The 23,803-nt window shown below is 40.0% G+C and carries 13 protein-coding genes; 7 read left to right on the forward strand and 6 right to left on the reverse strand.

What is annotated here, in order from left to right; translation table 11 throughout:
- The first annotated feature begins 220 nt into the window (after positions 1 to 220).
- Positions 221 to 3,181, forward strand: a complete 2,961-nt coding sequence (locus PBAT_RS03005; RefSeq protein ID WP_068646422.1) for an S-layer homology domain-containing protein — start codon at positions 221 to 223, stop codon at positions 3,179 to 3,181.
- Positions 3,182 to 3,427: 246 nt separating this feature from the next.
- Here PBAT_RS03005 and PBAT_RS03010 read toward each other — a convergent pair whose 3' ends face one another.
- From PBAT_RS03010 to PBAT_RS03020, 3 genes are all read right to left on the reverse strand, one after another.
- Entirely contained in the window at positions 3,428 to 4,393 is a 966-nt protein-coding gene (locus tag PBAT_RS03010; protein ID WP_068646812.1) for a LacI family DNA-binding transcriptional regulator, read from the reverse strand.
- Between the two features lie 100 nt (positions 4,394 to 4,493).
- Entirely contained in the window at positions 4,494 to 7,838 is a 3,345-nt protein-coding gene (locus PBAT_RS03015; protein ID WP_068646814.1) for a GH36-type glycosyl hydrolase domain-containing protein, read from the reverse strand.
- 18 nt (positions 7,839 to 7,856) lie between these two features.
- A complete protein-coding gene (locus PBAT_RS03020) occupies positions 7,857 to 10,022 on the reverse strand; it encodes a glycoside hydrolase family 3 N-terminal domain-containing protein (RefSeq protein WP_068646424.1) in 2,166 nt (721 codons plus the stop codon).
- A 398-nt stretch (positions 10,023 to 10,420) separates the two neighbouring features.
- On the opposite strand from PBAT_RS03020, the gene PBAT_RS03025 reads away from it, so the two are divergent.
- From PBAT_RS03025 to PBAT_RS03040, 4 genes are all read left to right on the forward strand, one after another.
- Positions 10,421 to 11,680: a sugar ABC transporter substrate-binding protein gene (locus PBAT_RS03025; protein ID WP_068646426.1), complete on the forward strand. Its 1,260-nt coding sequence runs from the start codon at positions 10,421 to 10,423 to the stop codon at positions 11,678 to 11,680.
- A gap of 90 nt (positions 11,681 to 11,770) precedes the next feature.
- Positions 11,771 to 12,658, forward strand: a complete 888-nt coding sequence (locus PBAT_RS03030; RefSeq protein ID WP_068646428.1) for a carbohydrate ABC transporter permease — start codon at positions 11,771 to 11,773, stop codon at positions 12,656 to 12,658.
- A gap of 18 nt (positions 12,659 to 12,676) precedes the next feature.
- The gene (locus PBAT_RS03035) at positions 12,677 to 13,504 is read left to right on the forward strand and encodes a carbohydrate ABC transporter permease (protein WP_068646430.1); all 828 of its coding nucleotides are present in this window, start codon (positions 12,677 to 12,679) and stop codon (positions 13,502 to 13,504) included.
- Positions 13,505 to 13,838: 334 nt separating this feature from the next.
- Complete coding sequence (locus PBAT_RS03040) at positions 13,839 to 17,822, forward strand: glycosyl hydrolase family 18 protein (protein WP_246168492.1); 3,984 nt, start codon at positions 13,839 to 13,841, stop codon at positions 17,820 to 17,822.
- Positions 17,823 to 18,075: 253 nt separating this feature from the next.
- Here the strand turns inward: PBAT_RS03040 and PBAT_RS03045 are convergent, their stop codons facing one another.
- The 3 genes from PBAT_RS03045 to PBAT_RS03055 all read right to left on the reverse strand — a co-directional run bounded on the left by PBAT_RS03045 (position 18,076) and on the right by PBAT_RS03055 (position 21,289).
- Positions 18,076 to 18,948 (reverse strand): carbohydrate ABC transporter permease, encoded by an 873-nt coding sequence (locus tag PBAT_RS03045; protein ID WP_068646432.1) that lies wholly within the window; start codon positions 18,946 to 18,948, stop codon positions 18,076 to 18,078.
- A gap of 23 nt (positions 18,949 to 18,971) precedes the next feature.
- On the reverse strand, positions 18,972 to 19,829 hold the full coding sequence (locus PBAT_RS03050) for a carbohydrate ABC transporter permease (protein WP_068646434.1): 858 nt from the start codon (positions 19,827 to 19,829) through the stop codon (positions 18,972 to 18,974).
- A 113-nt stretch (positions 19,830 to 19,942) separates the two neighbouring features.
- The gene (locus PBAT_RS03055) at positions 19,943 to 21,289 is read right to left on the reverse strand and encodes an ABC transporter substrate-binding protein (protein ID WP_068646436.1); all 1,347 of its coding nucleotides are present in this window, start codon (positions 21,287 to 21,289) and stop codon (positions 19,943 to 19,945) included.
- 463 nt (positions 21,290 to 21,752) lie between these two features.
- On the opposite strand from PBAT_RS03055, the gene PBAT_RS03060 reads away from it, so the two are divergent.
- Together PBAT_RS03060 and PBAT_RS03065 are read left to right on the forward strand one after the other, a co-directional pair.
- Positions 21,753 to 22,298 (forward strand): MarR family winged helix-turn-helix transcriptional regulator, encoded by a 546-nt coding sequence (locus PBAT_RS03060; RefSeq protein WP_068646438.1) that lies wholly within the window; start codon positions 21,753 to 21,755, stop codon positions 22,296 to 22,298.
- 35 nt (positions 22,299 to 22,333) lie between these two features.
- Positions 22,334 to 23,785, forward strand: a complete 1,452-nt coding sequence (locus tag PBAT_RS03065) for an aryl-sulfate sulfotransferase (protein ID WP_068646440.1) — start codon at positions 22,334 to 22,336, stop codon at positions 23,783 to 23,785.
- The last annotated feature ends 18 nt before the right edge of the window (positions 23,786 to 23,803 follow it).

Consider the following 23,803-nt stretch of genomic DNA (forward strand, 5'->3'; position numbering starts at 1 on the left):
AACGTAGTGGAGACTAAAGAACTAGCCATATTGAGAGAAGTCTATTTTAAAAAGTCGTATAGGTATAATTACCCCTGTGATTGTAGTGGATTGTAATCACTGAATGTTAGCTAGAATTCAGATGATTTTATATAAGATGATGAATTATATCAAGCTCTGATTTACTAGAGTGGGAATTCGTTACAAACTTCTTGAAAATACATGATAAGAGGAGAACTGAATGATGAAGATTAACAAGAAATTATTATCTGTAATGTTGACTGGAGTAATGGTAGTTGGGATGATGCCGCCTATCTCTTACGCTGCTGAGGGAAGCAGCTCAGAGATTAATCTACCTGTGTTTTCGGATATGACGAACAATTGGTCTACGGCTGCACTCAACAATGCTGTAACGAATGGGTTGCTGAGCGGAGCAGATGGGAAGATTTCACCTAATGACAATTTGACGAGAGCCCAAATGGCAACGGTAATTGCACGTGCATTTGGAGCTACTGCGAAAAATGATTCGAAGTTTGCAGACATCAAATCTACAGATTGGTATGCAGACAGTATAGCAATTGCTAGTCAGATGAATGTCATCCAAGGTTCAGACGGAAAGATGAATCCTAACAAGGCCATCACTCGTCAAGAAGTGTTTGCTGTAATCGCAAGAGCATTGAAGTTACAACCTGCAACTACGATCAATAAGAATTTTGCAGATGTGAATGAAATATCTGATTGGGCAAAAGGGGATATTTATGCGATTGTAAATGGTGGTTATATTCAGGGAGCCAATGGAAAGTTGAATCCCAAGGGATTAATTACAAGAGCAGAGTTTGCTCAAACATTAGACAATATTCTTAAACAATATATTAGAACAGCAGGCGAATATACCACAGTTGCTGAAGGTAATATTATGGTGAATACACCGAATGTTACATTGAAGAACGTAACAGTAAGTGGTGATCTCATTATTGGTGATGGTGTAGGTAATGGCGAAGTTACATTAGATAATGTGAAGGTTACGGGTCGCATGGTCGTTCGTGGTGGTGGCGTGAATTCCATTATTATCACAGGCACATCCAATGTTTCCAATGTGATCGTTGCAAGAATAGACGGTGCTGTCAGCATCAAGGTTAAAGGCGATGCCAACGTTGGAATCGTGTATATAGATGATGGATCTGACGACGTTCATATTGAAGGTACTGTTGGCAAAGTTGAGATTCAAGCAGAAGATATTGTGGTCAGTACGATTGGCGCAACTATCAAAGATATTAATATTTCTGCTCAGAATTCGAAGCTCGTTATCGATGCTAAATCAAAAGTGAATTCTGTAGATATTAATGCAGAAGCAAGTAAAACAAAAGTAGAGGTTGCGGGTACGGTAGCTACTATTGTAACAGCTGCAGCAAATACGGAGATAACAGGTACAGGTACAGTAACGAGAGTGGAAGTACAGGGCGGTGCAACAGATGCCAAAATTGAAACTCCTAAGACGCAAATCGTAGTTAGTCCTGGCGTAACAGGCGTTACAGGTGTCGGTGGTGTCCAAATTAGCGGAGGTACAACGGTAAGCGGATCAGCGAGTAACGTAACAACGACTACTCCTCCAACTTCGGACGGTGGAAGTTCTAATGGTGGTGGTTCTGGTGGTGTTACAACTCCAGATGTTGCAGATCTAACAGCATACAATGCAACTTTAGCAGCGGTTGCAAAAGCTGATTACACGCCAGACAGCTGGACAATCTATCAAACGGTAGTATCGGCTAATGTAGTTACAACAGCAAATACTCAAAGACAAGTAAATGCAGCTACAGCAGCAATCCAAGCGGCACAAAAAGCTTTAGTAAAAGTAGAAGCACCAGTAGCAACAGAGGCGAATGTAGCTAACGTAGAACAATTGAAAATAGCATTAGAAACAGAAGCAATTACAACAATCAATGTAACAGAAGATATTTCAGATATTACTGAATCATTAGTAGTAAACCATACCGTAACAATCAACGGCGGAGGTAAGAAACTAGCCTTCACAACTGAACTTAACAAACTGGAAAACGGACAAAGACAAGGTATCCTTGTTAACGCAAGCGAAACAAAAATAAACGATCTGTCAGTAGTAATGGCAGGAGAACTAAATAAGTGGCAGGGCGTTTACGGAATTCAGGTTTACAATGCAATAGAAGTTACACTTCATAATGTAACAGCAAGAGGTGCAGATGGTGGTATCTTAGTCAATGCATCAGAAGTAGAATTAACTGGAGAAACAATCATCAGTGCTAACGAATTTGGTGGAATTGAAGTATCAAAAGGTAAAACAGAAGGATTATCCAACTCAGTACTAACGGTTACTGGAACCTTAGTTAACGACTCTGAAGCCTATAAACAACCAACGATTTGGTTAGTAAACGGTCAAGGAACAGTATCGGGTGGAGCGTTAGCGACAAATACAACGATCAAGAATGATCAGACACAATACTATTTGGTAGCAGACAATGCAAAAGCACCAGTAGCAACAGTAGCAAACGTAGCGAATATAGATGAACTGAAAACAGCATTAGAAACAGAAGCAATTACAACAATCAATGTAACAGAAGATATTTCAGATATTACTGAATCTTTAGTAGTAAACCATACCGTAACAATCAACGGCGGAGGTAAGACATTAACCTTCACAGGTGCACTTAACACACTAGCAGACGGACAAAGACAAGGGATCCTTGTACTTGCAAGCGGAACAAAGATAAACAATCTATCAGTAGTAATGGCAGGAGAACTAAATAAATGGCAGGGCGTGTACGGAGTTCAGGTTTACAATGCAACAGAAGTTACACTTGAAGATGTAACAGCAAGAGGTGCAGATGGTGGTATCTTAGTCAATGCATCAGAGGTAGAATTAACTGGAAAAACTACCGTCAGTGCTAACGAATTTGGTGGAATTGAAGTATCAAAAGGTAAAACAGAAGGATTATCCAACTCAGTACTAACGGTTACTGGAACCTTAGTTAACGGCTCTGAAGCATATAAACAACCAACGATTTGGTTAGTAAACGGTCAAGGAACAGTATCGGGTGGAGCGTTAGCGACAAATACAACGATCAAGAATGATCAGACGCAATACTATTTGGTAGCAAGTAATGCAATAGATCCAATAGATCCAGTAGAACCAGCAGAACTAGCAAACACAAATTCCATTACCGAATAAATTACCAACACCTAAAACCGTCACTGATAAATATCAGTGACGGTTTTTTTACGAAATAAAGCATACGGTCCTCCTCGCATTACTGACAATATGGTTCTTTAAAAAAATATTAGGTCTATGCATAGTAAATAAGCTTGCTCTTTTGTGATTTCCCATCAGCCTATTAAACGAATAATATAACAAATGCAAATACAAAGACGAATCCTACCTTGTTTGATAGGATTCGTCTTTGTATTTGGGATGAAATTATACAGGATGTACAGAATCACCCTGAATTAAAGTAACATAGATTCTTTCCTGCTCTACTTCTTCACAAGCAATAAGTTTTAATAATTGCTCTGAAGCAATGGAACCCCATTTGTGCTTTGAATAATCGATGGTGGCTAGACGTGGTTGTGTATATTGGGTTAGCTCCATGTTATCAAATCCAATCAGGTGGATATGTTCACCGATTCGGAAATCACTTTTTTGTATGGCATTATATACGCCGATGGACATTTCATCATTGAGACAGAAGACAGCAACAGGTTCAGTATAATCTTGCATAATTTGATGTGCCGCTTGTTCTCCAGATAATTTATCGAAATTTCCTTGAATGGAAATACATTCAATAGGTTGATTTCTATCGATCGTTTGCTTTACGGCTTGTAGTCGTTGAATCGAATCGAAAGAGTCAGGAGGTCCTGTAACAATATAGATTTTACGATGACCTTGTTCAATTAAGTATTCAACAGCAAGTCCTGCTCCGGCCTTATTGTCGAGTAATACCTGGTTGATGTTGGGGTGTTTTAATTCTCTGTCGAGTACAACTAGTTTATGACCACGTTCTGCATGGAGTAGTAATTCCTCGCTAGAGAATAATGCATCCAGAACGATAGCGCCATCGATCATTTTCTCTGGCAACAGACGATGCGACTGTTTTCCACTACAGACGATTAAATCGTAGCCATTTTTGTTAAGAACTTCTTTCATTCCTTGCAATAAATCACCATAAAATACACCATTGTAATCTGTTAAGAACGCACCGATAATTTTAGTCTCACGTCTTTTTAAATTTCGAGCAGCTGCATTAGGTACGTAATTTAATTCTTTTGCTATAGCTAATATTCTTGATGCGGTCTCCTCGGTGACTTTGGAACTTCTGTTTAACGCATAAGAAACGGTCGAGATTGAAACCCCGGCTTTTTTAGCGATATCTTTAATGCTGATCACGACATTCGCTCCTAACGTTCTCTCCGTCATTATGATACTTCATTATTCTAATACTATATCAAATTTTATGGCGATCCCGAAAGATCGCCACATAAATTTTTTACATATAAATGTTGATTTCATTCATCGTTTCGTTCATCAAATCACTTAGTTGTTGCTCGCTGATACGATTACCACCTTCACGATACCGATTGGCTGTTTGCGTTACAGCAACATCTTGTTCATTTATGGTGACACGACTGATGGTTTGACCCGTAATATGGTAGACAAAACGTGCCTTATATCCGTTGAGGGTAAAGTCAAATAGCATACCATCGCATGTTGTTGGTAGGACAGGATCTAGAATAAGATCGCCACCTTCATGACGTATACCTAAGCAGTTAGAGATCAATTGGTTCATGTAGATCCCAGGACCACTAGAATAGATTCTCCAACCGCCTTTGACAGCGACATCGCCGGTACGTAATTCGTTGAAGCGTTCCTGTGCTTCGTAGCGGTTATTGAACTTTCCGTCGGAGCTACTAAAGTAAGCGTTACTCTGACGTAATTCAGCATTCGGTACGACGTTTCGGATGCCAATAGGGTTAATCATGGCAAGGCCTTTCCACGTTTCATCAGCTTTACCGAGCTTAGCCATTGCTTCAACGAAGCGGATGTGAGCATGAACGTATTGTAGACCGACTTCACGACCAAAGTTCGCTGCTTGTTCAGCACGCTTGAAGTTCGAGCTTACACCACCCACATATTGAGCTGGACGGTTCATCAAGCGAACACCATCCGGACAATAAAGTTCTTTCTTAATAAGCTCATAGTGAGCTGTTGCTTGTTCTTCAGTTAATAATTCACCGATCATACTGCGAGTCATTGGAAGGAGGCGGTATTGAATGCCTGTCTTCGTATCTGTTGGGTGAAGCATCAATTCCGCTTGACCTGGTTCTTCCATGTACACAAAGCCTGGAATGACATCGGTTTGCAACATATAACGATTAAAGTCAGCTTGAATACCTGTAGCAAGTTCGCTTAATTCAGCAGCCATCGCTTCATCGTGAGTGAGAAGCGCCGAAGAAAGTTGGTTAAACACTTGATATGTGAGTGCAACGGTCCAACTGCTAACCATATACTGTTTCAACTGTGCATTCGCAGGTTGAAGTGTATCGTCCCAGTCACCATCGCCATAAGAAGATAAGTGCGTATCATGTAAGAAATGGCCTTTAATATAATCGATTTCTTTCTTAGCATGATCATAGATGGTTGCTGTCTTCTCTGTTAATTCGCCTGTATGACGGATGGAATAAGGGACTTCTTCTTGGAGAATACTGTAATCCTTCGTAAAGTTAAGGTAGTCACCTAATATTTTGAGTGGCCATACAATAATGTCGCCATGGCTTTCTTCTTGTTGAATTCGATAGTATTGATCGAACATGAACCATTGCGGCCAGTTACCCTCATCCTCATATTGATGAGTGAATACCATTTTAATAATATCACGTACTTCATCATATTTTTGAGTCGCCATGAAATATTCTATAGGACCTTGGCATACATCACGCGTACCCCAGGCTGCACCACCGTATTGCTCTAATCCGTGTGGAACGGAATAGTGTACTAGCATATTGTGTGTGTACCACCATGCTAGTGCGTTTACTTTTTGAATCTCATCGGTAAGACCTTCGGGATGATTTAGGTTAAATCCGTTCATCACTTGTTCAAAGAACGCACGATACGAAGCGATCTCGGTAGTTGCATCGGAAGTTCCGAAAGGAATAATTTCACCATCAATTAATCCTTGAGCTGTCATATGCCACTCACTTGTCATAGATAGTTCAAGGACCACAAGTGAAGTTGATCCGGCATCCACATGTTTAGCCAATGATGTTTCGTCTTGCACTGTCATATCAGCACCTGTGAATTGCATGCGATAGCAGAGCTTCGGAAGCGTATTTGCACTATCTGATGCTGGATCTGCACGGAATGTAAGTACGGAATCAGACTGTTCCATGTGATACGGTGTGACGTACTCATTATTATTCATTACGACTTGATTCGTTACGAGATAACGATAGGATTTACCGTTTGCAGAACGAACTTGTAAGTGCAATTCGGGTGTATTTACCGTTGTGTGATTCGTGATGATGATCATATCATCAGCCATTTTGTAGTGCCAGCGAACATAGTTGAAGCCCATTTCGAACATGGAAGGCATGGTAAGTAGGTGATAAGAACCTTCAAGTTCAATGTAAATGCGTTGACCAGACGTTTTCATTACGTTCAACGCGTTACGAGCATTTGTTATCATTTTGTTGGAAGACGTATTTCCAACAACTAATTGTGAGTTGAATATACCATACATATACGAAGTTGTTGTTAATATGTGACTATTTAAACGTGCGTTATCACCAGTCATTAGAATGTGACCATGTGGGCGCTCTACGAGCAATTCTTTAGCTTTCAATACAATATGTTCGTGCGTATCTGTAAAGAAGGACAACAATTCTTCACCTTGCCACTCTTCTTGGTGACGGTTAGGGAAGAGTGTGTTCACTTCTTCTAATGTCATAGATTCGGTTACTAATGGTGAAGCGATATGAGATCCAATGCTTACTTTACTAATGGATATAGTTGCTGCTTCTTTAAGTTCAGATACGTACTCCCATGCTTCTGCAATTTCTTGATTGAATTCAAGCGATGTAATGGCACTCGGATGATCTGCTCTGAATAGCCCGTAGAATACAAAATGTGCAGTCCCATCGAGTGTTACCTGTTCGGATTGCAAAGCAGTATAAGCAAATTCATATTGATAGACTTCATTATTTAATTGTGTCTGCTGAAGTGCAGCAGCTTGATTCGTAGATTTATAAGATAGACCAAAGAATTGGAATCCATCTGTTGAGAAGCCTACGGACTTCGTTAATGAACCTTGTTGGATATAAGGGAATGCGCCTGTTTGTGGCATATTCTGACGTGAGCATACGACGTATCCTTTCTCAGCATCTTCAAACATGGCATGGTCAATATACTGTGAGAGATAGGCTTCGTTCGAGCGCACAGCTGCTTGATCTGCTAGACCCATATCTTGTCCGTAAATGACATCAACAACTTCGCCTTTTCCTTCAACTTGAACATCCCAGAACCAAATATTCATCGGTGTTAACGTGAACGTTACACGATAGCGAAGAGATTCGAATATGCCGTTATAGATCACTTGAGAGTCGGTATAGCTTACTTCACTGGTTGATTGAATACCAAGTAGTGGCGTGATATTCATGCCGGAATCGTTGTGTATACGAAGGTATAAATTGTTTAGTGATCCATCTAAAGGATTGGCGATCCATTGATTAATCATCGTCTGATTCATAAGTATTTCACGGATATCTCCGCTATTCATAAATGTAAATGCTAAGTTATTGGATTGTATTTGAAAATTCGAATTATTCCTCATTGTCATTTTCCCCACTCGCTTTCCCTACTTGGTTAATGTGAATTTCAGTTCCGTAACGTCTCGACTATTGCTGCCGATATATGCATGAAAGTCTCCGGGATCACTCTTGAATTCTAAGTTTGAATGATGATAGCGAAGCTGTTCTTCCGTTAATATAAAGCTAACTTCTTTACTCTCGTTCGGTTCTAATATAATTTTGCGGAAGGCTTTTAATTCTTTGACTGGACGTACGACATCTCCTACTAAGTCACGGATATATAATTGTACAAGTTCTTCACCCGTACTTTCGCCTGAGTTGGTGACACGTACCTTGATGGTCAAAGGTTGTTCCATCGTCATCGTTGTAGATGATACAGACGCTTCGCTATATTCAAAACTTGTATAGCTAAGACCATATCCGAAAGGTAATAAAGGTTCATTAGGGATATCCAAGTACTGCGATACATAGCGTACTTGTGCATCCGGTGCGCCTTGTGGACGACCTGTATTGAAATGATTGTAATAGACAGGTACTTGACCTACGGAATATGGGAATGACATGGTTAATCGAGCTGATGGATTCTGTCTGCCATATAATAACTCAGCAATGGCTGCTCCGCCTTCAGTTCCTGGATACCAAGCTTCAAGTACGGCATCCACTTGGTCGTAGACCCCGTGTAAATCGAGCGGACGACCGTTAAAGAGAACCGTAACCATAGGCTTGTTCAACGATTGTAATGCAGCGATTAATTCGAGCTGAATCTGAGGGAGACGAATATCTGCAAGGCTACCAGCTTCGCCGCTCATATCGGAATGCTCACCTAATGCGAGTACAATGACATCGGCATCTTGCGCAGCTAATAACGCTTCTGCCAATTGAGCTTCGGTCCCCGTCTCAATATCACAACCTTGTGCGGTAGTGATATTCGAAGAACCTACTAGATTAACGATACCGGTGTATACCTGGATAGCTTCTTCTTTCGATCCCATCCATGACCATGGACCGAGAATATCGCCACTTTGAGCGAATGGACCTATCAAGGCTATCTTTTGCTCTTCTTTTAAAGGTAGAACATTGTCATTCTTCAATAACACACAAGATTTAGCGGCTGCATCTCGCGCAACTTCACGATGTGTTGCTGATAATATAAGCTCTTGTTCAAGCTCGATACTAGCGCCACGATGCGGGTTATCGAATAAGCCTAGTTTTTGTTTCAATTTCAAAATACGCATGACGGCTTCATCAACGAGGGATTCGTCCACTTGACCGTTCTCGATCAGTCCTTTTAGATGATGTTCATAGGCAGGTGTCATCATTTCAATATCAACACCAGCTTGAATAGCTTTGTAAGCAGCTTCAGCTTCATCCGCTGCAATCCCGTGAGGAATCATCTCTTTCACTGCGCCCCAATCGGAAATTAAGACACCGTCAAAGCCCCATTCATCTCGAAGTAAATCTCTCATCAGACGACGGTTACCAGTAGCTGGTATGCCATCAACTGTATTAAATGCCGTCATCACCATCTCGCAACCTTCATCTAATGCTGCACGGTAAGCCGGTAGATAGTATTCACGCAATTGCCGTTCGGACATATCCACTGTATTGTAGTCACGACCACCTTCTGAGGCACCGTAGGCGGCGAAATGTTTCACACAAGCAGCTACACGAGAGCGATCTTGTGTTAAATCTGTTCCTTGGAACCCTCTAACGAAGGCTCGTGCAAATTCACTATTAAGGAAAGGATCTTCTCCGGTAGATTCCATAACTCTTCCCCAACGTGGATCACGTACAAGGTCTACCATCGGTGCGAACGTCACGTGTACACCAGCGGCTGAAGCTTCTGCGGCAGCTACCACAGCAGTGTTCTCTGCCATATCCATATCCCAGGAGCAACCGATTGCAAGTGGGACAGGGAAAATGGTTTTATATCCATGAACAATATCGGCCATCATTAATAGTGGAATACCTAGGCGATTATTTTTCAAATGTGCTTCTTGTACTTGTATGACTTCTTTAGCTCCGGTTAACCCTAATACGGAACCTGTATTCCGTATGGAATGATCTGATATACCAAGAGCCTCCATAGGACCTGTTATTTCACCTTGGCTTTCGGCACCTTCAAAAAAAGGTCCGGCCAATTGAAGAAGCTGACTAATTTTTTCTTCTATAGACATTTGATTGATTAATATACGTAACTGTTGTTCTGGCATATGATTCCCTCCATCTTGTAAAGCTATAAACGTAATTTAGGAACATCCTAGTTCATCGAAACGTTTCTATGATCGACAAAGACCATTATAAACACCTTTAAATGAGGAGTCAACCCATCTTATTAGTATAATGAAAACGTTTCGAAAAAATAAAATTAACCACTTGAATACGATTTCAACCTGTTATATAATGACTATCGAAACGTTTATATTACAACTTAAACGATTATATATTGTTTAATAGAGTTGATAAAAACGTTTGTTTATATAATTTAGTTGGTTATGGGAATTAAAGGGTGGTATTACTATTATTCCGAGGGAGGCCGGTCTAGCCTTATATTAGACAAGAGATTCAAGAGGTTTGTTAACTAACATCATGATGTAGGAGGAAATTAAATATGCGTAAAAAAACATTAGCAACCGGATTAGCATCTACTGTACTTGTTATGGGGATCCTTACAGGATGTGGAGCAAATTCAGAAGACACAGGTAACGCAAGTGATAAAAAGACAACCATTAGTGTATGGGGTATGGGTGAAGAAGCAAAATCGATTCCGAAAATTGCTGAACTTTTTGAAGCAGAAAATCCAGATATTAAAGTTGAGGTACAAACATTACCTTGGGATACAGCACATGACAAACTATTAACAGCTGTTGCATCCAAGAAAGGTCCAGACGTTGTGCAAATGGGTACAACTTGGATTCCGGAATTTGCAAATGCTAAAGCATTGATGGACTTAACGCCACATTTAGATAAATACCCTGGATTGAAACAAGAGAACTTTTATCCAGGTTCTGTTGAAACTGGAACATTTGAAGGTAGCTATGTAAGCGCACCTTGGTACATTGATACTCGTGTTCTTTATTATCGTACAGATCTATTAAAAGAAGTAGGTTATGATCAAGCACCAAAAACATGGGATGAAATGCTTGATGTTTCGAAGAAATTAGCTGCTCGTGGCGAAGGGAAGTACGGCTTCTCCCTTGATGTTAAAGAACAATCTCTAGCATTTATGTTAGCACGTCAAAATGGTTCCAAATTGTTTGATGCAGATGGTAAACCGTTATTCAATCAACCGGAGTTCGTAGATTCAGTTAAGTACATGCAACAATTCTTTACAGATAAGTCCGCTCCAATGGATCTTGGTATCGATGCGATTCAAGGATTCCGTGGCGAGGGTGTCTCACCGATGTTCATCAGTGGACCATGGATGGTTAATTTGATTCAAGAACAAGCACCTGAGCTTGAAGGTAAGTGGGCTACAGCAGTGTTACCAACAGGTAAAGAAAACAATTTCTCATCTCTTGGTGGAGCAAATATGTCCGTATTCCAATTCACAAAAAATCAGGATGCATCACTGAAATTTGTAGAGTTCATGGCGAAGCCTGAAATCCAATTGAAATGGATGGAATTGACGAAATCACTTCCTTCTACGAAAGAAGCTTGGAACAATCCAGTTCTTGAAGATGATGCGAATTACAAAGTGTTCGGTGAGCAGTTAGCAACAGCAATTCCAATGCCTTCTACAAAAACATTTGAAGAAACGGCACAAAGCTTCTTGAGTAGCTTTGAAAAAGTGTATCGTACGAAGGGTGTAGACATTCAAAAAGAAATGGATGAATTCAACAAGAAAGCGGAATCCATCATTAATAAATAATAATGAATAATGAGGCTAACCTGCTAGGATAGTAGGTTAGCACGCTCATTGTCTGTTCATTGGAACCTGAGTAAAGGAAGTGACTAGGGTATGAAAGGTTTCACATCAAGAAAAGCGCCTTATTTATTTATTGCACCTGCGATCATATTACTCACTGTATTTTCGCTGTTACCTATCTTTGTGGCCTTGTTCATCAGCTTTACGGATATGGACTTGGCGGGATTAGCAGACTATTCAAATTTGAGCTTTGTTGGTATTAAGAACTATATCAATGTGCTGTCGGATCCGGTTTTCTTAAAAGCTATTTTTAATACGTTATTTTACGTTATTATTGGCGTTCCGTTGGTTATTCTAACATCACTTGGTGTAGCTTTATTGATTAACCTAGGGAAGTCTAAACTTTTCAAAGTGTTTCGTGTTGTCTTTTATTTACCATCGGTTACGAACGTTGTAGCAGTAGCGGTTGTATGGGCTTATTTGTATAACCCGGCATTTGGTCTATTTAATTACATTTTAGAATCTATGAATTTGTCGGCCATTCCGTGGCTAACGGAGCCTACGGTAGCTAAAATATCATTGATTCTCATGGCTCTTTGGAGAGCAGTAGGTCTTAATATGATTATCTTCATTGCGGCATTACAAGGTATTCCAAGGTCTTACTATGAAGCTGCGGAATTAGATGGTGCGAATACATGGCAGCAGATTACGGCAATCACACTTCCGATGTTGCGCTTTGCAATCTTCTTCGTATCGATTACAACGATGATTGGATGGTTACAGTTCTTCGAAGAACCGTTCATTATGACGAAGGGTGGACCGTTGGACGGTACGATGTCAGCTGCATTGTTTATTTATAAAAATGGTTTCCAATTGAGTAACTTCGGATATGCTGCGGCCGGTTCATTTGTCTTATTTATCGCTGTCATCGCAGTAACGTTGGTTCAATACAAAGTACAGAATAAAGAATCAGATTATTAACAGAGCGGAGGTGAACCGATGAACAGCAATAAAAAAGATAAATTATTTCAATGGATTGCAGGGATTGTATTGACGCTCGGGGGTATCATGTTTGTACTTCCATTTATTTGGATGATCTTGTCATCCTTTAAGACGGAAAGTGAAGTTATCTTGATTCCGCCGACATTATGGCCTCAGGGATTTACTTTTGAAAACTATAAGAATTTATTTGAAAATATGAATTTTGCTGTGTATTTGAAAAATACACTGATAATCGTCCTTTTCGCATTCTTTGGAATGTTCTTGAATGCGATGGCTGGTTTTGGCTTTGCCAAGTACAACTTTAAAGGGAAAGATGGTATTTTCTTTATGGTGTTGGCAACGATGATGATTCCTAGCCAAGTAACGATGATTCCAGTGTATCTGATCTTAAATAAAATGAATTTGACGAACACGATGCTGGGGATTGTATTGCCTGGTCTGGTGGGGGCATTCGGAATCTTCCTATTCCGTCAGTTTATGACGACCATTCCAGATGAAATTATTGAAGCGACTCGACTCGATGGGGCTAGTGAGTTCAGAACCTTCGTACAAATTATTCTTCCGGTATCGAAGCCTATTCTTGCTGTACAAGCCATTCTTGCCTTTATCGGTGGTTGGAACAGCTTCCTATGGCCATTAATTATGGCGAACGACGAGAAGTTATATACGTTGTCCGTCGGTCTCTCATTACTGAAAAGTCAGTACGGAGGAAACTTTGCCTTACAGATGGCAGGTGCAACCTTTATGGTTATGCCCATTATCATCATCTTTATTATTTTCCAGAAGAACATTATTGAGAATTACACGACTAGCGGTTTGAAATAACCATAACCATAAAAAGGTACCCATAGCATGGACACTGAGATATGAGGTGTTCAGCTAGGGTGCTTTTTTTTGTTTTTTTTTAAAATCATTATAAAAAAAATTTAAAATATAGTAAAAAAGTACCTTGATTCATAATGTTTTTAACATCATTATTACTATAAATGCATTTATATACCATATAATATTAAATATGCATTTATGTAATTATTTTGGTAATTTATTAATTAGATAAGGTGGTGAGTTGGAGGAGTATTCGTCTAATTACATGTTTTGAAATCGCTTACAAATCATGGCTTATCTTTCTGAAAATTAGGTTTTAATAGGGGGAGTAAAAGTGCGTATATTTGTTCGAACGAGGTATTCTAAAATAATGATGGTGTTAATGGCTTTTATTTTAACATTTGGAACATTGCTTCCAGCGCCCGCATCGTATGCAGCAGACCCAGTAACAAAGCCAACGGCACCTCAAAATTTAAAATTGAATGAAGCGTGGTTAGCAGCTACTAGAGCAACGGTGACTTGGGATGTGTATTCGGATCCGAAAATCAATAATGTTAACATATGGAATGCTGATAACGATAAACTTCTAGCAACTGGGAGTGGAGGAACAAAGGAACTACAAGATTTAATCCCAGAAAAGAAATATAGAGTATATATTACATGGGCAACATCGGAACCAGCTTCAATTGAGGATAGAAGTAATATCATTGAATTTACTACGTATCCACTTGTAGCGCCAAAGGACAAGGGTCCTCGAGATTTAAAAGTTGTAAATGTAACACATAATACCGTTTCGTTAGAGTGGATTCCTGTGCCTGGATATACTGCGTATTGGATCTTTGACAGGAATGATAATAATAGGTTTAAAACATGGGCAAATCTTGGATCAAAGGTGGTAGGTGGTTTACTTCCCGAGACAGAATATGCTCTTTATGTTGGGTATGATGGAATTCAAGCTGCTGATCTTACTCCTGAACAAGAGAGTAACGTAGTGACATTTAAAACACTTCCAGATAAGGGGGGATATCCAGATGCTCTTTTAACAGCACCAAGTTATTTGAAAGTGACGGATGTGACAGATGGATCTGTGACTTTGAATTGGGGAGCAAGTCCAGATGCGACGGGTTACGATCAATATGTAAATGGCGCTTGGATAGGCGGTACATGGGACAATGCTGCCACTACGCAAGAATATGCCCCCAAAGAGGGGTTTGAGATTGGTAAGAAGTATACTTTTACAGTCGGGGCTCAAAAAGCATTGGAAGGCCAAGCCACGATTGTCTCAACTAACAGTAATAAAGTTACAATGACTTGGGGAGAATTAGAAGCTCCTAAGGACTTAAGTATTGTAACAGCAACAAGAACAACGGTTGCATTAGGATGGGCGCCTACACCTGGTGCTACAAGCTATGATATTTATCAAGATAATGTACATGTTGGCTCAAGTGATTCTAATCAATACTTGATAGAGGGGCTTACAGAGGGGCAGTCATACGCGCTTAAAGTTATAGCCAAGAACAATCTTTGGATATCACCAGAAAGTAATGAAGTAAAAGCTGTACCAGGCAGTAACTATAATCATATTTCCTACTTCACATCATGGTCGGTGACTAATCGAAATTTTATACCAACGGATATCGATGTATCACAACTTACACATATCAACTATGCCTTCTCTGATTTATGTTGGAAAGGATTCGGAACTGAGGCTAGACCTTGTCAGAACGCAAATATTCCTTTGCAAAAGGATTATGTATTTGATGGTGAGATGGTCATTGGTGATCCCGAAGTAGATTTTAATAATTTCAAAAGTTTCGCAACGATCAAAGAACAGAATCCTCACTTGAAGTTAATGATTTCAGTCGGTGGCTGGACGTGGTCTAATAACTTCTCTAATATGGCAATGACCGAAGTGACTCGTCGTGCGTTCGCTAACTCGGTTGTTGATTTCCTTCGGGAATATGGCATAGACGGAATTGATATTGATTGGGAATACCCTGTTGAGGGAGGCGAGTCTGATAATTCTAGAAGTCCACTGGATAAAGAAAACTTTATGCTCTTGGTAAAAACAGTTCGTGAAGCTTTAGATGCAGCAGGTTCTGTGGATGGCAAGTATTATCTTCAGACGATTGCATCCGGCCAAGGCGATAATTTCACCGTGAATGCAGATTTCGTCAATTCTGCTAAATATTTAGATTTTATTAATATCATGACTTATGATTATAGCGGGCGTGCAGATGCACTTGGTCATCATAATGCACCGTTATACTTTGATAAGAACCACCCTAAAGCGGATACTTATGCACCTAGAAATAATATAAGAGGAGGAGCATTAGGCCATCTGAAGGGTGGGGTACCTAACCATAAATTAGTGTTAGGAGTTCCTTTCTATGGGAAGGGTTGGATGGATTGTCCTGCCAATGGAGAATATCAGACCTGTAAAGGAGGAACTACAACCGGAACATGGGAAGGCGGATTATTTGATTTCACGGATATCGAAAATAACTATCTGAACAAGAATGGTTATGTTCGATACTGGAATGAAGCTGCTAAAGTAGCTTACGTCTATAACCCAGCAACGAAGATCTTTATTAACTATAATGATAAGGAATCTATGTTGTATTCAGCAGCCATGTTGAAGTCATTAGATATTGCTGGCGTCATGAGTTGGGATATCAGTGGTGACCGCAATAAAACACTAACGACACCATTAGTTGAAAGTTTACCAATCGATGGCAAGCTGAACACATCAGCACTAGCAGCTCCTAAGAATCTGGTAGTAGCTACTAAAACTCATAATAGCATTCAAGTGAAATGGGATGCGACAGAGGGAGCAACAGGATACGAGATTTACTTGAATAATAAAGATTTGAAAAATGATAATCTACAATGGATAGCCAATACAACAACACCTCAGTACACGTTGAATTCTCTTACTTTTAACACAAATTATACCATTCATGTTATTGCTATCGTAAAAGATAAGGATGAAGTTAAAAAAGTATCTATAAACAGTAAAGAATTGAATGTGACAACACTAGCAACACCTCCGGTAACAACGCCAGATGTTACACCATCACCTTCTCCATCAGGTGGAGGATCAACACCTCCAGCATCAACAACCCCACCGGTTGTTAAACAGAAAGATCAACTAGATATCCTAACGACCAAAGATGGAGATAAACTCATTGTGAAATTACAATCTGCTTCTTCATTAGCAATCATTAGTAAGGCGACTTCAACAACATTCCCAATTGTGGTTAGTGACAAAGGAAAGCAAGTTGAAGTTAACGTGCCTAAAGAGATCCTTGCTGCTATTGCGAAAAAAGGGGCTCAAGCGTCATTGTCCATCCTTGCCAATGGAGTGGAATACATCATTCCAATTCATGCTATCGATTTATCAAAAGATATTAAGATTACGATTCAAGCTCCTGTTCAGAATATCAATGATCAACTTTCGAAGTTGTTACAGGATAACGGCATGAAGCAACTCGTGAATCCTCTGGAATTTAAGATCGAACAACTGAATGCTGACAAGACATTCGTGGAAATCAAGGATTTCGGAAAGCATTTTCTGGTTCGAAAATTCACATTAAAAGCTAAAGATATTGATATGGATCGAGCTACTGGGGTTATCTATATCCCGGGCACGAATGAGGTCCGTTCAGTACCTACGGTATTTACGGTGAACACAGATGGAACGGTTACAGTAGAATTGAAGAGACCAGGCAATAGTATCTACACCATTATTGAAACTAAGTATAACTTCCAAGATGTTACCATAGGATGGGCACAGAAGGATGTAACACTGGCTACGGCGAAGCTTATTGCTACTGGAGAGAGTACAGATAAGTTTGGTTCTAATAGCAGCATCACTCGTGCAGAGGTAACCTCGATGATCGTAAGAGCTCTAGGGCTCATACCTAACGAGGCCAACGTAACGTTTAAGGATGTGGATAGTCAATCGAAGTTCGCAAGAGACATCGCTGCAGCATCGGTAGCTGGATTCATTAAAGGAAAGACTTCAGATTCTTTCGGTCCAAATGATAAGGTGACACGTCAAGATATGGCTATGATCCTTGCTAATGCAATGGAATATGCGGGCAAGAAGCATCAAGTGAATCTTGGGGTTCTAAATCCATTCAAAGATCAATCCATTATTTCATCGTATGCGAAGGATTCTTTAGCACTGATGGTAGACTACAAAATCATGCAAGGTGTGTCACCAACCCAATTATATCCTAAGTCAAACGTTACAAAGGCTCAGGCGACAGTGACTGTCATGAGAATGCTTCGTAACTTAGGACTATCTAATTAATAGACACCCGTTCATCTAAAAGAAGGGTCGGATTTACACCAGAAGGTAGGCCAAGGATAATTTCCTTGCCTGCCTTCTGGTGATTCTTCTATTAATAGAGAAATGCAATTTGAAGAAACCCAAGACATTCAAATAGTATCAGCAGTATTAAGGTTTCCCAACCCATGTATAACTAGGTGAACAGAGAAAGAGGGTATTCCACAAACCATTATTCTGGTCTGTAGAATACCCTCTATTTCTGTATGAAGCCGTATTATCCTTTTATCGCACCTTCGGTCAATCCTTTTTCGATGAATTTGGAGATGAACAGATATACAATTAATACAGGTATAACGGTAAGAGCTACAGCCGTTGCCATGAGTCCGAAGTCAGTCCCATATTGGGAGCTGATTTCATTCAACAATGCAACAATAGGACGGACGCTCTCTTTATTAACAAAGATCAATGCAGAGAACAAGTCATTATAGGACCATAAGAATACGAAAATACTTACGGATGCAAATGCTGGTCTAGATACTGGGAAAAAGATCTTAACGAACATCTGCCATCTGTTGCATCCATCAATAAACGCTGCTTCTTCCAGTTCTTTGGCGATCGTCGTCATATATCCTGCAATAACTAATGTTGCAAAGGTTAAGTTACCTGCTGTTTGTGGCAAAATCAATCCCCAATACGTGTTAACTAAACTCGTCTTGATAAGAATCTCATAAACAGGAACAACAGTTGCAAAAGCAGGGATAAGTAGTGTCGCGTAGAGAAGCGAGTATAAAGCTCTCTTGGCTTTAAAAGTAAACCTAGACAATACATACGCTGCTAATCCAGCAAACAGAAGTACGAACAATACTGTGCCTCCGGACATGATCAAGCTGTTGATATAACTCTTTCCTATGTTTATTCGATCAAATGCAGTCGTATAGTTAATAAATACTGGTTCTAACGCTAAAGAAAACGACTTATTCATAACATCACTAGATACCTTGAACGAGTTATTAACGATCCAGAAAAGTGGATATATTGTCGTTAAGGACCATGCTGTTAACACAATGTACATTAAGGTAGTACCCAAGCTGAATCGGTTGGTTTTAACTCGCCTTATTGTATGTTCATTGTTAATGACTGGTTGCATAAAATAACACCCCTAATAACGGCTTAGTATGTGATTTCTTCGCTTTTCAACAAACGATTGGCAAGTAATGCTAATATAACACCGAGAACGACCATATAAATTGCAATCGTGGAGCCATAACCGAAGTTCTGATCTACAAGAGCTTTTTTATACATATAAGTTCCCAATACTTCTGTACCGTTCTGTCCCCTAGAAACTACCCACACGAACTCGAATACTTTCATGGTACCGGTAATAGCTAACGTAATAACAACCTTTATGTCACTCATAATTAAGGGAATGGTGAGTTTCGTCATTTTCTGAAACCCCTTGATTCCCTCAAGCTTGGCTGCTTCGTAATAATCACCTGGTATTTTAGCCATGGCAGTTAAGAATAAGACAAAATAAAAACCAACATAGTGCCATACGGTAGGCACTGCGACTGCTTTTAAAGCATTACTTTCACTCAGCCATAGGACTTTCTCTAAACCAAGGTTAGCCAAAATACCATTTAATAGGCCAAAATTATAGTTGTAGAAGAGAACGAATAACAACGAAATAGCTGTACCAGAGATTACGACTGGAAAGAAAAACACAGTGCGGAAAAACCCTTGAAACTTACTAATATTATCTACCATTACAGCAAGTAATAGGGCGATACCAACCTGAAACACAACGACATATAACATGAGTTCTAATGTATGCAATGTTGATGCACCTAGGAGGTTATCCGATATTAATCGCTCATAGTTATCCCATCCAATGAATTTCTTGTCAAAGAATCCCTTTGTACGAAAGAAGCTAAGATATAGACTCTTAAAGAATGGATAATATAAAAAGATCGACATAAACGCTGCCATAGGGAACAAGAATATCAAGATATACTTTCTATCGCCCTTCATATTTATCACCTTTGATGTTTATTTTCTTCAATTGTTAAGTAAAAGATTACGCCGCCTAAAAAAGAAGGGCGGCGTACTTTATGCAAGATTAGATCTTATTTACAATAAATGGATTACTTTTTGTTTGCATCCTCGATTGCCTTCGCTTCTTTAAGTGCATCAGCTGGAGACTTCTTACCCGTTACAACTTGTTGAACAGCTGCACGTAGCGTAGAGAATGTTTCTGGTGCAATTTTGCTATCCACTGGATTGTTGATTGAAGTAGAGTCTGCGGCCATTTTGAAACCATCCATTGCAGCCTGTGCCAAGCCTGTGATTTCTACTTTCGCAGCAGGAGTACCACCATTAGCTACAGCAATCTTCTGAATAGTAGCAGGGGAAGTCATATGTTTCAGTAAAGCGATTGAGGCATCTTTCTTATCTGCATTGTCATAAGTTGCTTTAGTCAGATAGAATCCAGTACCGAAGCCTCCAATGATATCTTTCCCGCTACCAAGACCACCAGGAACGACTGGGAAAGGAATAACAGTTGTATTATCTTTAACTGCAGCATCCGCGAAACCACCAAATGCCCATGATCCTTCAAGAATCATTGCTGCTTTACCTGTACCATAGTAGTTAGAAGCCATACCAAGATCGATTGTAGCAGCATCTTTAGGGAATGCGCCAAGGTCATAAAGTTCTTTCATAGCAGCATAACCTTTTTCCCAATTAGGGTCGATTCCATCTTTCAGACCTTTTGCTTGACCTTCTGGACCTGCAGCTGACAAGATGAAGTGTTCAACTACATAGTGAGATTGGTCGAATGGAGCAGCCAATGGGATGATACCTTTAGCAGCGAAAGTCTCAACTGCTTTTTTCATTTTATCCCAGTCTGTTGGAAGTTCAAGGTTGTTTTCTTCAAACAACTTCTTGTTAACAAATAGACCTTCATAGAAACCAGTCAATGGGATGGCATAGATGTTACCATCCGCTTGTCTTGTATTCTCAAGTGCACTTGGCGTGAAGCCATTTTTCCATTCAGCATCAGCATCAAGGATGTCATTCATAGGAACGACTTTACCTGCATCAACAAAACCTTGAGCATCGATACCAGCGAAGTAGAATAGTAAGTCAGGCTCATTACCTGAGTTCATATCAGTGTTAACTTTTGTTCTGAATCCGTCATCATTAGCAGACATTGTATCATTATTAATCTTTACATTAGGATTCTTTGCAGTGAACTCATCCAAAGCAGCTTGGAAAGATTCACGTGCAGCATCTGTACCGCCAAATGTTGAGAACACTCGTAATTCAATGTCTTTTTTAGGTTCTTCTGGTTTAGGATCCTCTGTTTTTGGAGTTTCTTCTTTCGGAGTTTCACTTGGAGTGTTCGTAGCTGCGTTGTTACCACCACATGCTGCCAAGAACATTGTGAAGATTAACAACATACTGATAAGGACTAACGATGGTTTTTTCACTTTCTAAATCCCCCTTTAAAATGATATAAATGGAAAATGTATGCGTTACCATGTTGTCATCATGATATTATGATAATCTCCTAATTATTGCAATAAGATCCAGGGGATACATTTGAATACATAGGGATACATTCTTCTAATAATTTATCTAATATGGTAATTGAACTTATCAAATTTGCTATTTAATGAGATAGAAAGTCTTTAGAATTAAGGGTTCTCTCATTGCAGCGTCTCGTCGGTGCTTTAAATGTATTTCAATGTTAAAGAGATATATTTTAATTCACACTTGACAGGTGGGATTAATTGGTTATATGATATGAAAAACAATTCAGTACTAATTAAATGAACAGTGAAATAATATTTCGAGCTGATTGGACTACCAAAGGCTCCCGCACATCTTTCCTGAAGAAGGTAGATGTGACGGGAGCCTTTTTTGTTACAAGCTTATAGAAAGAGGAGTCGTATGAAGGACAATGATTGGGAACGTTTAGAAGAGGTCGATTGGTTGTTTCGCAAGATGATTAGAAGGTATGTGAAGGAGCGGGACCGAGTTACCGTGGAAGGTATTACATTACCAGGTATGCTAATTCTACACAAAATTGTCCGTGAAGGTGAGCAGCGTCTAGGTGACTTGGCAGAACAACTTGATTTCACCTCCGGTGCTATTACGGCTTTATGCGACAGACTTGAGGCAGGCGGATATACAGTGCGCAGACGCAAGGAAGATGATCGAAGAACAGTACTACTTGATATCACGGATAATGGTCGGGAGATGTACGAAAGGAACGGAAATATCGGAGCCCGATGTATAACGCTTCTATCCGATGGTTTTACGGAGGAGGAACTTGCTATTCAAAGCCAATTCTATCAGCGGATCGTCAGTAATTTGGAGGGCTTCTCGGAAACATTACTGGATTTGGCAAAGAAAAATAGTGAAGTTATTACCCCACAAGGCCTTGGACAGAAGCCACGGAACACTTCGAAGAGTAGTAAATATTTGAGCTACTGACTTAACATCCTAAATGATGAAGGAGAAATGAAGAAATGGGACACTCAACAGTTTATCCAACAGGTGCAACTTTATATAACACGGATAAGGCATGGAGCGGTTATACGGTATTTCAAGCAGGAGACGAAGGCGTGACATTGATTGATATGAACGGCAAAGAAGTGCATTTATGGAAAGGGCTTATTGGATTTCCAGCTAAAGTATTACCGGGTGGTTATGTTCTTGGAAGCACAGGCAGAAGAGATCCTAAGTTCGGTATTCAGGATAATGTGGATCTCGTACAGGTGGATTGGGACGGTAATATCGTGTGGAAATATAACAGCTATGAACATATTGAGGACCCAGGTTATGAGCCGCTGTGGTATGCACGTCAGCATCATGATTATCAGCGTGAAGGCAATCCAGTAGGGTATTATGCACCGGGACTTGAGCCTAAGGTAACGAGTGGAAATACGCTGATCCTTGCTCATAAGAACGTATACAACAGCCAAATTTCTGATAAGCAGTTACTGGATGACACGATAATAGAAGTGGATTGGGAAGGGAATATCCTCTGGGAATGGGCATTCAATGAACATTTTGAAGAGTTAGGATTTGATGAGGCAGCTAAGAATGTTCTATTCAGAGATCCGAATACACGTTCTTTCGGTGATCTTGGTGGAGGGGTTGGAGACTGGTTGCATATCAACTCTGCATCGTATGTGGGACCTAATAAATTTTATGATGCTGGAGATGAGCGATTCCATCCGGATAACGTGATTTGGGATGCACGTGAAGCGAATATTATCGGAATTACGGATAAGAAAACGGGTGCTATTGTGTGGAGAATCGGACCTGACTATTCTTTACCAGAATTGAAACATATCGATTGGATTATCGGTCAACATCACGCTCATATTATTCCACAAGGTCTACCGGGAGAAGGTAACCTACTTGTATTTGATAACGGTGGTTGGGGCGGTTACGGCTTACCGAATCCATCATCACCGTTTGGGCAAAAGAATGCGCTTCGTGACCATTCGCGGGTTTTGGAGATTAACCCAGTCACGCTAGAAATTGAATGGCAATATACCGCAGCGGAGGCAGGATTCTCTGTTCCGACGGATTCTTATAAGTTCTACAGCCCTTATATCAGTTCTGCACAACGTTTACCAAATGGTAACACCTTAATTACAGAAGGTTCAAACGGTAGATTATTCGAAGTTACTGCAGAGCATGAGTTGGTCTGGGAATACATCTCTCCATATATCGATAACAGAAACACGAACATGGTCTATCGTTCCTATCGACTTCCTTATGAATGGGTACCACAACTAGAGAAGCCAATAGAAAATGCTATTGACGCGATTGATGTATCCCACTTCAGAGTTCCAGGAGCAGCGCAGAAGGGATCAGATTCTGTTGTAAATGTGGCTACGACGTTACCTTTTGCGGATGGTGCTGCATGTGTAGCTACCTCAAATGAAGGTAGTCGCAAAGCTAAGTAGATACTAATCCATAATGAA

The sequence above is a fragment of the Paenibacillus antarcticus genome (assembly GCF_001637225.1).
Classification (GTDB): domain Bacteria; phylum Bacillota; class Bacilli; order Paenibacillales; family Paenibacillaceae; genus Paenibacillus_AQ; species Paenibacillus_AQ antarcticus.

Coding starts and splice junctions, on each gene's coding strand:
- PBAT_RS03005 (WP_068646422.1), top strand. CDS start 221: ATGATGAAGATTAACAAGAAATTATTATCTGTAATGTTGACTGGAGTA.
- PBAT_RS03015 (WP_068646814.1), bottom strand. CDS start 7,838: ATGACAATGAGGAATAATTCGAATTTTCAAATACAATCCAATAACTTA.
- PBAT_RS03020 (WP_068646424.1), bottom strand. CDS start 10,022: ATGCCAGAACAACAGTTACGTATATTAATCAATCAAATGTCTATAGAA.
- PBAT_RS03025 (WP_068646426.1), top strand. CDS start 10,421: ATGCGTAAAAAAACATTAGCAACCGGATTAGCATCTACTGTACTTGTT.
- PBAT_RS03030 (WP_068646428.1), top strand. CDS start 11,771: ATGAAAGGTTTCACATCAAGAAAAGCGCCTTATTTATTTATTGCACCT.
- PBAT_RS03035 (WP_068646430.1), top strand. CDS start 12,677: ATGAACAGCAATAAAAAAGATAAATTATTTCAATGGATTGCAGGGATT.
- PBAT_RS03045 (WP_068646432.1), bottom strand. CDS start 18,948: ATGCAACCAGTCATTAACAATGAACATACAATAAGGCGAGTTAAAACC.
- PBAT_RS03050 (WP_068646434.1), bottom strand. CDS start 19,829: ATGAAGGGCGATAGAAAGTATATCTTGATATTCTTGTTCCCTATGGCA.
- PBAT_RS03060 (WP_068646438.1), top strand. CDS start 21,753: ATGAAGGACAATGATTGGGAACGTTTAGAAGAGGTCGATTGGTTGTTT.
- PBAT_RS03065 (WP_068646440.1), top strand. CDS start 22,334: ATGGGACACTCAACAGTTTATCCAACAGGTGCAACTTTATATAACACG.